The sequence below is a fragment of the Lysobacter sp. genome (genome assembly GCF_035655815.1).
Classification (GTDB): domain Bacteria; phylum Pseudomonadota; class Gammaproteobacteria; order Xanthomonadales; family Xanthomonadaceae; genus Lysobacter_J.
The window spans coordinates 72,639-88,089 of the sequence record NZ_DASRTS010000078.1 but is presented as its reverse complement, the minus strand read 5'-3'; the positions used below and the strand labels follow the sequence as shown (position 1 = coordinate 88,089).

At 67.5% G+C, this 15,451-nt stretch carries 13 protein-coding genes; 10 read left to right on the top strand and 3 right to left on the bottom strand.

The annotated features are described in order from the left end of the window. Nucleotides 1-10: 10 nt before the first annotated feature. From VFE83_RS19210 to cysS, 3 genes are all read right to left on the bottom strand, one after another. The gene (locus VFE83_RS19210; protein WP_414674790.1) at nt 11-1,285 is read right to left on the bottom strand and encodes an MFS transporter; all 1,275 of its coding nucleotides are present in this window, start codon (nt 1,283-1,285) and stop codon (nt 11-13) included. Nucleotides 1,286-1,295: 10 nt separating this feature from the next. Then, nucleotides 1,296-1,748 carry a SufE family protein gene (locus VFE83_RS19205; RefSeq protein WP_324909165.1) on the bottom strand — a complete coding sequence of 151 codons (453 nt, stop codon included), beginning with the start codon at nt 1,746-1,748 and terminating at the stop codon, nt 1,296-1,298. Between the two features lie 103 nt (nt 1,749-1,851). Next, nucleotides 1,852-3,402 carry a cysteine--tRNA ligase gene (gene cysS / locus VFE83_RS19200; protein ID WP_324909163.1) on the bottom strand — a complete coding sequence of 517 codons (1,551 nt, stop codon included), beginning with the start codon at nt 3,400-3,402 and terminating at the stop codon, nt 1,852-1,854. Between the two features lie 162 nt (nt 3,403-3,564). Between cysS and VFE83_RS19195 the strand changes: the two genes are divergently transcribed. From VFE83_RS19195 to VFE83_RS19150, 10 genes are all read left to right on the top strand, one after another. After that, complete coding sequence (locus VFE83_RS19195) at nt 3,565-4,029, top strand: hypothetical protein (RefSeq protein WP_324909161.1); 465 nt, start codon at nt 3,565-3,567, stop codon at nt 4,027-4,029. A gap of 647 nt (nt 4,030-4,676) precedes the next feature. Further along, entirely contained in the window at nt 4,677-5,684 is a 1,008-nt protein-coding gene (locus tag VFE83_RS19190) for an N-acetylornithine carbamoyltransferase (protein WP_324909159.1), read from the top strand. A 134-nt stretch (nt 5,685-5,818) separates the two neighbouring features. Then, nucleotides 5,819-7,015 carry an argininosuccinate synthase gene (locus tag VFE83_RS19185; RefSeq protein WP_324909157.1) on the top strand — a complete coding sequence of 399 codons (1,197 nt, stop codon included), beginning with the start codon at nt 5,819-5,821 and terminating at the stop codon, nt 7,013-7,015. A gap of 81 nt (nt 7,016-7,096) precedes the next feature. After that, the gene (locus VFE83_RS19180; protein ID WP_324909155.1) at nt 7,097-8,185 is read left to right on the top strand and encodes an acetylornithine deacetylase; all 1,089 of its coding nucleotides are present in this window, start codon (nt 7,097-7,099) and stop codon (nt 8,183-8,185) included. A gap of 161 nt (nt 8,186-8,346) precedes the next feature. Continuing rightward, nucleotides 8,347-9,675 (top strand): acetylglutamate kinase, encoded by a 1,329-nt coding sequence (locus VFE83_RS19175; RefSeq protein WP_324909153.1) that lies wholly within the window; start codon nt 8,347-8,349, stop codon nt 9,673-9,675. 96 nt (nt 9,676-9,771) lie between these two features. Then, entirely contained in the window at nt 9,772-10,404 is a 633-nt protein-coding gene (locus tag VFE83_RS19170; RefSeq protein ID WP_324909151.1) for a GNAT family N-acetyltransferase, read from the top strand. Beyond that, a complete protein-coding gene (gene argC / locus VFE83_RS19165) occupies nt 10,397-11,341 on the top strand; it encodes an N-acetyl-gamma-glutamyl-phosphate reductase (protein WP_324909149.1) in 945 nt (314 codons plus the stop codon). Before VFE83_RS19170 ends, argC begins: the two co-directional genes overlap by 8 nt. A gap of 111 nt (nt 11,342-11,452) precedes the next feature. Next, entirely contained in the window at nt 11,453-12,745 is a 1,293-nt protein-coding gene (gene argH, locus VFE83_RS19160; protein WP_324909147.1) for an argininosuccinate lyase, read from the top strand. A gap of 97 nt (nt 12,746-12,842) precedes the next feature. Beyond that, complete coding sequence (gene proB, locus VFE83_RS19155; protein ID WP_324909145.1) at nt 12,843-14,012, top strand: glutamate 5-kinase; 1,170 nt, start codon at nt 12,843-12,845, stop codon at nt 14,010-14,012. After that, on the top strand, nt 14,009-15,286 hold the full coding sequence (locus tag VFE83_RS19150) for a glutamate-5-semialdehyde dehydrogenase (RefSeq protein ID WP_324909143.1): 1,278 nt from the start codon (nt 14,009-14,011) through the stop codon (nt 15,284-15,286). Before proB ends, VFE83_RS19150 begins: the two co-directional genes overlap by 4 nt. Nucleotides 15,287-15,451 lie beyond the last annotated feature (165 nt).

The following is a 15,451-nucleotide window of genomic DNA, read 5'->3' as shown; positions in this document are numbered from 1 at the left end:
CGGCGACGCCTCAGTGAAGGTCGCGCAGGTCCAGCCTGCGCAGTTTCGGCGCGAGCTTCGCCGTCACGCCGACCACCGCCAGCGTCATGCAACCACCGAAGATCACCGACGGCACCAGGCCGAGCAGCCGCGCGGCCACGCCGGATTCGAACGCGCCCAACTCGTTCGACGAGCCGATGAAGATGCCGTTGATGGACGACACGCGTCCGCGCATGTGGTCGGGCGTGGCGAGTTGCAGGATGGTCGAGCGCAGCACCACCGATACGCCGTCGCACATGCCCGACAGCATCAGCATCACCGCCGAAAGCCACAGATGCCGCGACAACGCGAATCCGATGATGCTCAGGCCGAAGCCCGCCACCGCGATCAGCAGCACGCGACCGGCATGCCGCTGCAACGGACGCCTCGCCAGGTAGATGCCCATCAGCACCGCGCCCACGGCCGGCGAAGCGCGCAGCAGGCCCAGCGCTTCCGGGCCGTAATGCAGGATCTCGTTGATGAAGGCCGGCAGCAGCGCGACCGCGCCGCCGAACAGCACCGAGAACATGTCCAGCGCCTGCGCGCCCAGCACGACCTGCGTCCTATACACGAAGCGTAGGCCTTCGCCGATGCTCTTGAAGACCGGCGCGCGCTCGGCCGGCATCGGCGGCTCGGTCACGCGCAGGGTGATCACCGCGACGGCCGCGGCGGCGGCGAACGCGGCGGCGACGAGGTAGGCCGCGGTCTTTCCGCCCCAGGCCACCAGCAGGCCGCCCATGGCCGGGCCGAACACCAGCCCGGTCTGCATCACCACGCTGCTCACGCCGGCGCCGCGGGCAAACTGCTCGCGGTGCAGCACGCGCGCGAACAGCGACATGTACACCGGCGCCAGGAACGCGCGCACGATGCCGTTCACCGCGATCGCCGCATAGATGGTCAGCGTGCCGAAGCCGAAGGCACCTGCGGGCAGCACGCCGCTCGCCACGCCGGCCAGGGTCAGCGTGGTCAGCAGCAAGCCGATGCAGGCCGCCATGCCCAGCTTGCGGCGGGGCAGGTGATCGACCGCATAGCCGGCGAACAGGGCGAAGCAGAAGTAGGGAATCACCTCGGCCAGGCCGATCAGACCCAGCGCGAACGCGTCGCGGGTGAGTTCGTACACGTGCCAGCCGACCGTCACCGCGACGATCTGGTACGACAGCATCGCCAGCAGGCGATAGGTCAGCAGGCCGGTGAATCCGCGATTGCGCAGCAGGGCGGGGATCCCGTTCGCGTCGGCAGCGGGCTCGGCCGGGACCGCTTCGCTCACGGGCGGCGGCTCACAGCGCCTGTTGTGCGCGGTCGCGGATGAACCCGAGCAGCGCGGCCAGGCCGTTGCTGCGGGTCGGCGACAGATGCCTCGCCAGGCCGATGTCGCCGATGTAGTCGGCTTCGGTGTCGGCGATCTCCCGCGCGCTGCGTCCCGAGTACACGCGCAGCGCCAGGTAGATCAGGCCCGAGACGATGGCCGAGTCGCTGATCGCGTGGAAGTCGAGCCGGTCGGCATCGCCCTCGGCGACGATCCACACCATCGACTGGCAGCCGTGCAGCCGGTTCTCCTCGCTCTTCCACTCGGCCGGCAGGTCCGGCAGTTTGCGGCCCAGGTCGATCAGGTACTGGTAGCGCTCGGACCAGTCGCCGAAGAAGGCGAACTCGTCGCGGATCGCCGCCTGAGCTTCGCGCGCGGTGGCTTCGATCGGGAAAGGACTGACAGGTGCGGCAACGGCGTTCATGTGCATGCGATTTTACGCGCGGCTGCGCAACGTACGGTGAGAGCCGCCTGCGGCGGGCCTCGACCCGCCATGAGAGGAGACAGCAGGTGATGGGGCGAAAGCGCTACGAGTCGACGCGAATGAATTCAAACTCATTCCGGATGCGGTTCGCAAAATACTCGCCCCGAGAACTTGCCGCCATTAAGGCTTCGTGAGTTTCCGGTGGAACGTCTATGTAGCGATAAACCGCTCCATTATCGAATTCGACTTCTAACACCCGGGTGTTTGGATCGTACGCAATGCTCACAAAGCCCAACGTTTGAACCACGACTTTTGTGGGGGTGTCCTTAAGTCCAATGCCGAGTCCTTCTAAATGGCGTCGGATTGCGTCTGCGCGGGCGAAATCGCGTGCTTTTTTTGCCTCTGCACGTTCTTCAATTAGGGCTAAGATTCGGCCGTCGTCGTTACTCGCACCGCGTGCGAACCACGCCGCCGGATCCTGCTGCAGCAGGCCCAGTGCCAGGCCTGCGCCGAGCAGCTCGCGCTTGAGCCGCGACTTCTCCAGCTCGGAGTCGGCCTTGCGCGCCTCGCCGGCGATGCGCGCGATCTCCGCCAGCGCCTGCGGGGTGTTGAGGTCGTCGTCCAGTGCGGCTTCGATGGTCGCGGGGATTTCGGCTTCGACCGCCACGTCGGCCAGGTCGCGCAGGGTGCCGTACAGACGATCGAGGGTGCGCACGCTCTGTTCGATCAGGCCATCCGACCAATCCAGCGGTTGGCGGTAGTGCGCGCTGAGCAGCGCGTAGCGCAGTGCTTCCGGCGGGTGCTGGCGCACCAGATCGTGCACGCGCTGGATGTTCCCCACCGACTTGGCCATCTTGGCGCCGCCGAAGTTCAGCATGCCGTTGTGCAGCCAGAAGCGCGCTAAGACCTTGCCGCCGTGCGCGCATTCGCTCTGTGCGATCTCGTTTTCGTGGTGCGGGAACTGCAGGTCCACGCCGCCGGCGTGGATGTCGATGGTGTCGCCCAGATGCGCGGCCGCCATGGCCGAGCACTCGATGTGCCAGCCGGGACGCCCGCGACCCCAGGGCGATTCCCAGCCCGGAAGGTCATCGGTGGACGGCTTCCACAGCACGAAATCGCCCGGATCGCGCTTGTAGGGGGCCACGTCGATGCGCGCGCCGGCCAGCAGTTCCTCGGGATCGCGCCGCGACAGCTTGCCGTAGTCCGGGAAGCTGGCGACGGAAAACAGCGCATGGCCTTCGGCGGCGTAGGCATGGCCGGCCGCGATCAGGCGCTCGATCATCGCGATGATCTGGTTGATGTGTGCGGTCGCCTCGGGCTCCAGGTCCGGCGGCTTGACGCCCAGCGCGGCCATGTCCTCGCGGTAGGCCGCGGCGAACCGGCTGGTGATCTGGCCGATCGGCACGCCCTGCTCGCGCGCGGCGTTGTTGATCTTGTCGTCGACGTCCGTGATGTTGCGGGCGTAGGCCAGCGCGCCGTAGCGCCGGCGCAGCAGGTCGGCCAGCACCCCGAACAGCACCGGGCCACGGGCGTTGCCGATATGCACGTAGTTGTAGACCGTGGGCCCGCACACGTACATCGTCGGGCGGGCGGGATCGAGGGGCACGAACGGCTCGACCCGTCGCGTCAGGCTGTTGAAGAGTTGGAGGCTCATGGGGGTACCGCCGGAAGTGCGTTCATTCTAGCGGCAGGCCCACGCCGGCTGCCCAGCGAAGATCGTGCGGACGGTTGCCGGCCGGAGTCTAAAGGCGGGGTTCAGGCCCTCACGGCGGGTTCCGCTTACAATTTCTGAACGAATTTCCGACCCGCGAGTGTGATGGCCCGTCCAGCTCTGTTCCTGCCCGTTCTGGCCGCACCCGTGATCGGGTTCGTCCTCGCCGCTTCCGGCATCGGGCAGGCGCATGCGCAGAACACGGTCATCCAGGCCGAGAACGTCCGTTTCGACTATGCCCAGGTGCTGCGCGTGACGCCGGTCTACCAGACCCTGCGCGCGACCTCGGTGGAAGAGCAGTGCGAAAGCGAGGCCAAGTCGGACTCGCGCATCTCCCGCGCGCTGGGCGCCGTCAAGGACGCCTTGAGCCGCGAGGAGAAGGAGCAGCAGGCCAGCCCCAACTGCAAGCCGGTGACAGTCGAACGCGAATTCCGCCGCCCCATCGCCTACGACGTGGACTACGTCTATAAGGGCGCCAAGTTCCGCTCGCGCCTGCCGGAAGACCCAGGAAACCGCCTGCGCATCCGCGTGTCGGTCACCCCCGTAGTCCAGCCGCCCCGCAGCCGATAGATCCGGCCCGTGCGCGCGAAGCGCGCGCGGCTTTGCCGGATCATCGTGCCCGCGAAGGCGGGGACCCACAGCAGATTGCCCGGCCCGTGCGCGCGAAGCGCGCGCGGCTTTGCCGGATCATTGTCCCCGCGAAGGCGGGGACCCACAGCAGATTGCCTGGCCCGTGCGCGCGAAGCGCGCGCGGCTTTGCCGGATCATCGTCCCCGCGAAGGCGGAACCCGTGAAGGCTGCTCGGCCCGCGCGAGGCGCGCGGCTTTGCCGGATCGTCCCCCGCGAAGGTTTCCCGGCCCTTTCGAGTGGCTTGGCTGGATCATCGGCCGCGTGAAGACGAGGACCCGCCGACGCGCGGCCGCATTGCTATTGCACCCGCCGCGGGTGCATGCGAGCATTCGCGGCCTGATGAACGCCCACTACGCCGACGCCGATGTGCTGACCTCCGCCTACATGGCGGCGGGCATGACCTCGCGCGCGCGCCGACCGTTCCCCCCACATTCCGCTGGGTAACGGTCGCACGCGCCATTCGCAACAGGCGAAGTGACACACGAAAAGCCCAGCCTACGCGCTGGGCTTTTTTGTTTTTGTTTCGTGCGTCCCCACCGCAGCAGCCGCACCTTCACACGCGGTCCCCTCACCCAAGCAGGCCACCGATGAACCAACGCCACTTCCTCAACACCCAGGACTGGTCGCGCAGCGATCTCGACGCGCTGCTGGCGCAGGCCGCGCAGTTCAAGCGCAGCAGGCTCGGCGACCAGCTCAAGGGCAAGTCGATCGCGCTGGTGTTCTTCAACCCGTCCATGCGCACCCGCACCAGCTTCGAACTGGGCGCCTTCCACTTGGGCGGCCACGCGGTGGTGCTGCAGCCGGGCAAGGACGCGTGGCCGATCGAGTTCAACCTGGGCACGGTCATGGACGGCGACACCGAGGAGCACATCGCCGAGGTGGCGCGCGTGCTGGGCCGCTATGTCGACCTGATCGGCGTGCGAGCGTTCCCGAAGTTCGTCGACTGGCAGTACGACCGCCAGGACATCGTGCTCAACAGCTTCGCCAAGTACTCGCCGGTGCCGGTGATCAACATGGAGACGATCACCCATCCGTGCCAGGAACTGGCGCACATCCTCGCGCTGCAGGAGCACTTCGGCACCAGCGACCTGCGCGGCAAGAAGTACGTGCTGACCTGGACCTACCATCCCAAGCCGCTCAATACGGCGGTGGCGAATTCCGCGCTGACCATCGCCACCCGCATGGGCATGGACGTGACCCTGCTTTGCCCGACCGAGCAGTACCTGCTGGACGAGCGCTACATGGGCTGGGCCGAGCAGAACGTCGCCGAGAGCGGCGGCTCGTTCACCGTCAGCCACGACATCGAGAGCGCCTACCGCGGCGCCGACGTGGTGTACGCCAAGAGCTGGGGCGCGCTGCCGTTCTTCGGCAACTGGGAGCCGGAAAAGCCCATCCGCGACCAGTACAGGCACTTCATCGTGGACGAAGCCAAGATGGCGCTGACCAACCACGGCGTCTTCAGCCATTGCCTGCCGCTGCGCCGCAACGTCAAGGCCACCGACGCGGTGATGGATTCGCCGCAGTGCATCGCCATCGACGAGGCCGAAAACCGCCTGCACGTGCAGAAGGCGATCATGGCCGCCCTGGTGCGTTGAAAACTCCTCCCCCTGCCTGCAGGGGGCTGGGAGGGGTGTGAGGCGCGAGCGCCGAGCCTTCCCAGCGATGCGTCACCCCTCCCCAACCCTCCCCTGCAGTAGCAGGTGAGGGAGTCAAACCAAGGATTCGCGAAATGAGCAAAGACATCGTCCTCGCCTTCTCCGGCGGCCTCGACACCAGCTTCTGCGTGCCTTACCTGCAGGAGCGCGGCTGGAACGTGCACACCGTGTTCGCCGACACCGGCGGCGTCGATGCGGAGGAGCGTGCCTTCATCGAGCAGCGCGCGGCCGAGCTGGGCGTGGCCTCGCACGTGACCGTCGATGGCGGCCCGGCGATCTGGGAAGGCTTCGTCAAGCCGTTCGTGTGGGCGGGCGAGGGGTACCAGGGGCAGTACCCGCTGCTGGTGTCCGATCGCTACCTCATCGTCGATGCGGCGCTCAAGCGCTGCGCCGAGCTGGGCACCAAGGCCATCGCGCACGGCTGCACCGGCATGGGCAACGACCAGGTGCGCTTCGACCTGGCGGTGAAGGCGCTGGGCGATTACGAGATCGTCGCGCCGATTCGCGAAATCCAGAAGGAACACACCGAAGTCCGCGCCTATGAGCAGAAGTACCTGGAGGAGCGCGGCTTCGGCGTGCGCGCCAAGCAGAAGGCCTACACCATCAACGAGAACCTGCTGGGCGTGACCATGTCCGGCGGCGAGATCGATCGCTGGCAGGCGCCGGGCGAAGGTGCGCGCGGCTGGTGCAAGCCGCGCAGCGAGTGGCCGTCGCAGCCGTTGCGGGTGCGCGTGACGTTCAAGGACGGCGAGGCCGTGGCGCTGGACGGCGAGAAGATCGAGGGCCACAAGCTGCTGGCCAGGCTCAACGGCCTGTTCGCGCAGTACGGCGTGGGTCGCGGCCTGTACACCGGCGACACCACCATCGGCCTGAAGGGCCGCATCATTTTCGAAGCGCCGGGCCTGATCGCGCTGCTCACCGCGCATCGCGCGCTGGAAGAAGCGGTGCTGAGCAAGCAGCAGAACCGCTTCAAGCCGGACGTGGCACGCAAATGGGCGGAGCTGGTGTACGAGGGCTTCTTCCACGATCCGCTGAAGACCGACCTCGAAGCCTTCCTCGCATCGAGCCAGTCGACGGTGAACGGCGATGTCGTGCTGGAAACCCACGGCGGCATCGTCAACGCGGTCGCCGTCGAATCGGCGCACATCCTCAACGCGAAGGGCGCGACCTATGCGCAGGCGGCGGACTGGGGTGTGGCCGAGGCCGAAGGCTTCATCAAGCTGTTCGGCATGAGCAGCACGCTCTGGGCCGAGGTCAACCGCAAGGGCTGAGAACCGAGGGAAGAGGTACGGGGGAACGGGCAAGCGCCGCCGCGCGCCTCCGTTCCCCTTCATCCATTCAACGAACACGTCATGCTCGCCAAGACACTCAAACATCTCGAAGCGCTCGTGTCGTTCGACACGCGCAATCCGCCGCGCGACATCGGCACCGGCGGCATCTTCGACTACCTGCGTTCGCGGCTGGACGGCTTCCGCATCGAGGTCACCGACCACGGTGCCGGTGCGGTGTCGATGCTGGCCGTGCGCGGCAACCCGCGCCGCGTGTTCAACGTGCACCTGGACACGGTGCCTTCGTCGGAAGCATGGAGCGCCGACCCGCACGTGCTGCGCGTAACCGAGGACCGCGCGATCGGCCTGGGCGCATGTGACATCAAGGGTGCCGCGGCTGGCCTGCTCACGGCCGCTTCGGTGACCAGGGGCGACGCTGCGTTCCTGTTCTCCACCGACGAGGAAGCCAACGACGCGCGCTGCATCGCCGCATTCCTGGGCAGCAACCATCCGTTCCAGGAAGCGATCGTCGCCGAGCCGACCCGGTGCGAGGCGGTGCTCGCGCATCGCGGCATCAGTTCGGTGCTGCTGCGCTTCCGCGGCGTGGCCGGGCACGCATCGGGCGCCAACGCGATGCAGGCGAGCGCGCTGCACCAGGCGATCCGCTGGGGTGGCCATGCGCTGGACTACGTCGAAAGCCAGGCGCACCAGCGCTTCGGCGGCCTGACCGGGCTGCGCTTCAACATCGGCCGCGTGGAAGGCGGCATCAAGGCGAACATGATCGCGCCCAGCGCTGAGGTGCGCTTCGGCTTCCGTCCGTTGCCGTCGATGTCGATCGATGCGCTGCACGAGCGCTTCGGCACGCTGGTGGAACCCGGCGCCGTCGAACGTTACGAGGAGACCTTCCGTGGTCCGTCGTTGCCGTCCGGCGACATCGCCGACGCGGAGCAGCGCCGGCTGGAAGCGCGCGACCTTGCCGATGCATTGCAACTGCCGATCGGCAACGCGGTGGATTTCTGGACCGAGGCCTCGCTGTTCTCCGCCGCCGGCCTCACCGCGATCGTCTATGGCCCGGGCGACATCGCGCAGGCCCACACCGCCGACGAATGGGTCGCGCTGGAGCAACTGCAGCGCTACACCGAATCGGTAACTCGCATCCTCGAAACTGCATGACGCCCTGACCTGCCCCCAGGGCCCCGCTGTTGGAGCCCCCTTGAGTCAGGGGGGCGGCCTCGCCGAAGGCGAGGCGGGGATGTGGCACCAGACCCTGAGGCGTCGCTACGCGGCGCCGCCAGCCCGAAGTCGATGGAAAGAAACGCCTACTCCGTTTAAAGATGAACGACCAACGCGACATCCAGACCCGCCAGACCATCGTGCGCCTGCTTTCCAGCATGGCCAGCGCGAAGGAAATCTCGCAGTACCTCAAGCGCTTCTCGCAGCTCGACGCCAAGCGCTTCGCCGTGGTCAAGGTCGGTGGCGCGGTGTTGCGCGACGACCTGGAGGCGCTGACTTCTTCGCTGGCCTTCCTGCAGGACGTCGGACTGACACCCATCGTCATCCACGGTGCCGGCCCGCAGCTGGACGAGGAACTCTCCGCGGCGGGCATCGTCAAGCAGACGGTCAACGGCCTGCGCGTGACCTCGCCGGAAGGGCTGGCCATCGTGCGTCGCGTGTTCCAGACGCAGAACCTGAAGCTGGTGGAGTCGCTGCAGGCCTTCGACGCGCGTGCCACGTCCATCGTCTCCGGCGTGTTCGAGGCCGACTATCTCGACCGCGATACCTACGGCCTGGTCGGCGAAGTGAAGCGCGTGAACCTGGCACCGATCGAAGCCAGCCTGCGTGCCGGCTCGATCCCGGTGATCGCAAGCCTGGGCGAAACCGGGGGCGGGCAGATCCTCAACGTCAACGCCGACTTCGCCGCCAACGAACTGGTGCAGAAGCTGCAGCCGTACAAGATCGTGTTCCTCACCGGCACCGGCGGACTGCTGGACGACAACGGCAAGGTCATCGACTCGATCAACCTCTCGACCGAGTACGAACACCTAATCCAGCAGCCGTGGATAAACGGCGGCATGCGCGTGAAGATCGAGCAGATCAAGGATCTGCTGGACAAGCTGCCGCTGACGTCGTCGGTGTCGATCACCAAGCCGTCCGAGTTGGCGAAGGAGCTGTTCACCCACAAGGGTTCCGGCACGCTGGTGCGTCGCGGCGAGCGCGTGCTGCAGGTCTCGCGATGGGATGAGCTGGACCTGGAGCGCCTGCGCGGCCTGATCGAATCCGCCTTCGGGCGTCGCCTGCTGCCAGACTACTTCGAACGCACGCCGCTGCATCGCGCGTACGTGAGCGAGAACTACCGCGCGGCCGTGATCCTGACCGAGGAAGACGCAGGTACGTATCTCGACAAGTTCGCGGTATTGGATGAGGCGCAGGGCGAAGGCCTCGGACGTGCGGTGTGGCAGGTCATGCGCGAGCAGAACCCGCGCCTGTTCTGGCGCTCGCGCCACGGCAACCCGGTCAATCCGTTCTATTACGCGGAGTCCGATGGCTGCCTGAAGCAGGAGAAGTGGAAGGTGTTCTGGTACGGCGTAGACAGCTTCGACGAGATTGCACGCTGCGTGGAGCACTGCGCGACGCGCATGGCGACGCTGAAGGATCACCAGTAGCTGTCATTCCCGCGAAGGCGGGAATCCAGCGCCAAGGTCGCTTCGGGATGGATCCCCGTTTTCGTGGGGATGACTGCTGGACAAGCATGAGGGTGTATGACTGACATTGCCGCTCCATGGACAACCGTTCCAACTCTGCGCGGCCGCCACGTCACGCTGGAGCCGCTGCGTGTCGAGCACGCCGGCGAACTGCGCGACAGCCTGGGCGACGGCGAACTCTCGCGCCTGTGGTTCACCAACGCTCCCGCACCGGACCAGGCAGAGGAATACATCGTCGCCGCGCTGGACATGCAGGCGCAGGGCAGGGCGCTGGCGTTCGTCGTACGCGACGCCGCCGGCGCGGTCGTCGGCTGCACGCGGTACTACGATCTCGACGCCGCCGTCCCGCGTCTCCAGATCGGTTACACCTTCTACGCGACGCGCGTGCAGCGCACCGGTCTCAATACCGAGGCAAAGCTGTTGCTGCTCACGCACGCGTTCGAGACGATGGGCTGCATCTGCGTGGGCTTCGAGACCAGCTGGTTCAACCACGCCTCGCGCGCCGCCATCGCGCGACTGGGCGCTAAGCAGGACGGCGTGCTGCGCAGCCACCGTCGTCACGCCGACGGCAGTGTGCGCGACACGGTTGCGTTCTCGATCATTGAATCCGAATGGCCGGCGGTGAAGCGCAACCTGCTGCACCGGCTGGAACGACATGACACAGGCAAGGGAGAAGGCGGACGTGACTAGGTCCGTGGGCATCGTGGGCGCACGCGGGTACGTGGGCGCCGAGCTGATCCGGCTGATCGCCGCACATCCGCAGTTCGACCTGGCGTTCGTGTCCTCGCGCGAGCTGGTCGGCCAGCGAGTGGCGGACCACATCAGCGAATACGCCGGCGAACTGCGCTACAGCTCGCCCAGCAACGACGAGCTGCCGGGCCTGCGCGCCGACGCAGTGATCCTGGCGCTGCCGAACGGCAAGGCCGCCGCATGCGTCGCGGCCTTCGATGCGGCCGGCGCGGATCCGGTCATCGTGGACCTGTCGGCGGACTACCGCTTCGACGACGGCTGGTACTACGGTCTTCCGGAGCTCACCCGCGACCGGTACGCGGGGCAGCGCCGCATCAGCAACCCGGGTTGCTACGCGACCGCGATGCAACTGGCCGTCGCGCCGATGCTCGATTCGCTGGCGGCACCGGTGCAGTGTTTCGGCGTCTCCGGGTATTCCGGTGCCGGCACCACGCCGTCGGACAAGAACGATCCCGGGAAGCTGCGCGACAACCTGATGCCGTACGCGCTGACCAACCACGTGCACGAACGCGAGGTCACGCGCCAGTTGGGCGTCGACGTGCAGTTCATGCCGCATGTCGCGCCGCATTTCCGCGGCCTGACGATCACGGCGAACCTGACGCTGTCGCGCGAGTTCGCACGCGAGGATGTCATCGCGCGCTACCGCGAACGCTATGCCGACGAGCCGCTGGTGCAGGTGCTCGATGAGGCGCCGTGGGTCAGCCGCATCGCCAATCGTCATCACGTCGAGCTGGGTGGCTTCACGTTGTCGCCGGACGGAAAGCGCGTGGTGGTCGTCGCCACGGAGGACAACCTGCTCAAGGGTGCGGCGACGCAGGCGTTGCAGAACCTCAACATGGCGTTCGGATTCTCCGAAACGATGGGGATCCCGTTGTAAGTTCCTGTCGTTTCCGCGAAGGCGGGAACCCAGTGGGTTTTACTCACAGCGCCAAGGCACTGGATTCCCGCTTTCGCGGGAATGACGAATCGAGTTTTTCCGGAGGTCGTTATGTCCGATCTGTTGTGGCAAAAGCCGGGCGTCCAGGTCGACGCGCGCATCCAGCAGTTCCTGGCCGGCGAGGACGTGATCCTCGACCGCGAATTCTTCGTTTTCGACATCCAGGCCAGCCGCGCGCATGCGCAGGGCCTGCAACGCATCGGCATCCTCACGGCCGATGAACTGTCGGGACTGGAACGGGAGCTCGACGTGCTGGCGGAGGATTTCAACGCCGGCCGCTTCGTGCTGGACGAGCGGTTCGAGGACGGACATTCGGCCATCGAATCGCGACTGGTGGAACGCCTGGGCGACGCGGGCAAGAAGATCCACACCGGCCGCAGCCGCAACGACCAGATCCTAGTCGCCACGCGCCTGTGGCTGAAGGACCGCCTGTCGCGCGTCGCCGCGCTGTGCCGCGAAAGCGCGCAGGTTGCATTGGCTCGGGCCGACGCGGAGCGCAGCGTGCCGCTGCCCGGTTACACGCACCTGCAGCGGGCCGTGGTGTCCTCGCTGGGCATGTGGTGGGCGGCGTGGGCCGAAGGCTTCATCGACAACGCCGCGCGCGCACGCCAGACCCTGGACTGGGTGGATGCGAATCCACTGGGCAGCGCGGCCGGCTACGGCGTCAACCTGCCGCTGGACCGCGATCACACCACCGCCGCGCTCGGCTTCGGACGCATGCAGGTCTCGGCCGCGTACGCGCAGCTGTCGCGCGGCAAGTTCGAGATGGCCGCCATCGAGGCGTTGACGTCCGCGCTGCTGGACCTGCGCCGCCTGGCTTGGGACCTGAGCCTGTTCACCACGGCCGAGTTCAACTTCGTCGCGCTGCCGGCGCAGTACACCACCGGCAGTTCGATCATGCCGAACAAGCGCAACCCGGACGTGATCGAACTGATGCGTGCCAGCTATTCCGCTGCCGCGGCCGCGCGTACCGAGATCGAGCAGTTGCTGTCGCTGCCGTCGGGTTACCACCGCGACCTGCAGTTCTCCAAGGGCGCGATCTTCCACGCCTTCGGTCGCGGACTGGGCGCGCTGGAGCTGCTGCCAGACCTGCTGCGCAACCTGGAATGGAAGACGGAGACGATGCGCGCCGCGCTCGATCCTTCGATGTACGCAACCGACCTAGCCGTCGATCTCGCGCGCCAGGGCCTGCCGTTCCGCGAGGCCTACCGCCAGGCCGCCGATCCGTCGCGCTGGGCGCAGGGCGATCCGGAGGCGAGTCTGAAAGCACGGGTGTCACCGGGCGCCGCCGTCGACCTTCGCCTGGATGAACTCCGATCCCGGCTGGAGCAGTGCTCCGTGTGACGTGCTGCCTCCGTGGTGCATCACCGAATATTCGTGTAGTTGCAGTTCCGGCACCACCCACACGACAGTGCAACAGCGCCGATACCGGGAGCTACGCATGAGCGCATCCGACTTTGCGACGCAGGCCTTGCCGAACTGGCGACGCGCGGTGCTCAAGGTGGGCAGCAGCCTGCTGGCGGGCTCCGCGGATGCCGCGGCGAATCCCGGCCTGCACACCGGGTATGCGGTGCCGTTGGCCGGTTTCATCGAGCGTTCGCGCGCGCAGGGGCGTGAAGTGGTGCTGGTGTCGTCCGGCGCCGTCGCGGCCGGGCGCGGACGCATCGGCGCCGCGGGCGACGGGCTGGTGCTGCGGCAGGCGCTCGCCTCGCTGGGCCAGGCGTCGCTCATCGGGTTCTGGCAACAGCTGACCGCGCAGCCTGTCGCGCAGGTGCTGCTGACGCACGACGACCTGCGCAATCGTCGCCGCTACCTCAACGCGCGTGCGACGCTGCGCGAGCTGCTGCGCCTGGGCGCCTTGCCGGTCATCAACGAGAACGACGCCGTCGCGGTGGACGAACTCAAGCTGGGCGACAACGACAACCTCGCGGCTGCCGTGGCATCGCTGGTCGATGCCGACCTGCTGCTCATCGCCACTGACATCGGCGGCCTTTACAGCGCCAATCCGCAGCGCGACCCGCACGCGCGTCCGGTCGAACGCGTGGAGCGGATCACGCCCGAGCTGCTGGAGGCGGCCGGCGGCGGCGCGGGCGCACTGGGCACGGGCGGCATGCGCACCAAGTTGGAGGCGGCGGCCAAGGCCGGTGCCGCGGGCATCGCCACGGTGCTGTTCAGTGGGCGCGACGAGACCGTCGTGCGTGAACTGGGCGAAGGACGGCTGCGTGGCACGCTGGTGCTCGCGCAGGGCGATCGCCTGCGCGCGCGCAAGCAGTGGCTGCGCCACGCGCCGGCGTCCGGGCGCCTGCAGGTGGACGAGGGCGCGGTCGCCGCGCTGCACCGCCAGGGCGCCTCGCTGTTGCCCGGTGGTGTAGTCGCAGTGGAGGGAGATTTCCGGCGCGGCGACGTGGTGGAGATCGTTGCCGTGCACGACGGCCCGGCGTTCGCGCGCGGGCTTGCCCAGTACAGCGCGGCCGAGATCCGGCGCATCGCACGCCGGCACAGCCAGGACATCGAATCCGTCCTCGGCTTCCGCTACGGTGAATCGGTCGTGCACCGCGACGACCTGGTCCTGATCGCGTCACAGGCAGGAACGACGGAGGTGATGCCATGAGCGGTTACGTTCGCCATCTGGCCGAACGCGCGCGCGAAGCCGCGGTACAGATCGCGCTGCTCGATGGCACCGCGCGTGCGCGCCTGATCGAGCGCATGGCCGACGCGCTGCTGCAGCGCCAGTTCGAGGTGCTCGCCGCCAACGAGCAGGACATGGAACGCGGCCGTGCCGATGGGCTTGGTGGCGCGGTACTGGACCGGTTGCGCCTGGACGAGTCGCGCGTGGCCGCGATGGCGTCCGCGTTGAAGGAAGTGGCTGCGCAGCCCGATGCGCTGGGGCAGGTGACGCGTCGCGAGGTGCGGCCCAATGGCGTCGTGATCGAGCGCCAGCGTATTCCGCTTGGCCTGATCGCGATGATCTACGAGGCCCGTCCCAACGTGACGGCGGATGCGGCGGCGCTGTGCCTCAAGGCCGGCAACGTGGTGCTGTTGCGTGGAGGCTCGGAAGCGCGCGCCAGCAATGCGGCGATCGCCGCCTGCCTGCACCAGGCCCTGCGCGAGGAAGGACTGCCGGAGGCCGCGGTGTCGCTGGTGTCCGACCCCGCGCGCGAACACGTGCTGGAACTGCTGCAACTGTCGGACCTGATCGACCTGGCGATCCCGCGCGGCGGCGAGAGCCTGATCCGCTTCGTCGCCGAGCACGCGCGCGTGCCGGTCATCAAGCACTACAAGGGTGTGTGCCATCTGTATGTCGATGCCGCGGCGGATATCGACCGGGCGCTGGCCTTGCTGGTCGACGGCAAGACGTCGCGCCCGGGTGTGTGCAATGCACTGGAGACGTTGCTCGTGCATCGCGATATCGCACCATCGTTTCTGCCGCGCGCGTTGGCCGCACTCGCGCAGCGCGGCGTGGAGGTACGCGGATGCGAACGCACACGCCTGCTGTCCGCCTACGCCGGCGTGGACGTGCAGCCGGTGGAGGAGTCCGACTACGCGGCCGAGTACCTCGACCTGATCCTCGCTGTGCGCGTGGTCGACAGCCTCGACGATGCCTTGCTGCACATCGCGCGTTATGGATCGGATCACACTGAGGTGATTGCGACGGAGGACGCCGCCGCCGCGGACGCCTTCGTACGTGGCACGCGCAGTTCGGCTGTGATGGTCAATGCGTCGTCGCGGTTCAACGACGGCGGCGAACTGGGGCTCGGCGCGGAGATCGGCATCTCCACCACGCGGCTGCACGCCTACGGCCCCATGGGCGCCGAGTCGCTGACGATCGAGCGCTTCGTCGTGCGTGGGGAAGGGCAAGTGAGGCACGCGGAGTCGCGCGGCTGAGGCCAATCCCCCTGTGTCCCCCTTTTTCAAAGGGGGAGAAAGCAAACGCGCGAGCTGCATGTCGGGTTTGACCTGACGGCAGCCGTGCGGCCGTAATGGATAGACGGCTCCGCGCTCAGCCCCCAAACGGGAGATGCCGAGCGTCATGGCTCGGCCAACGCCCGC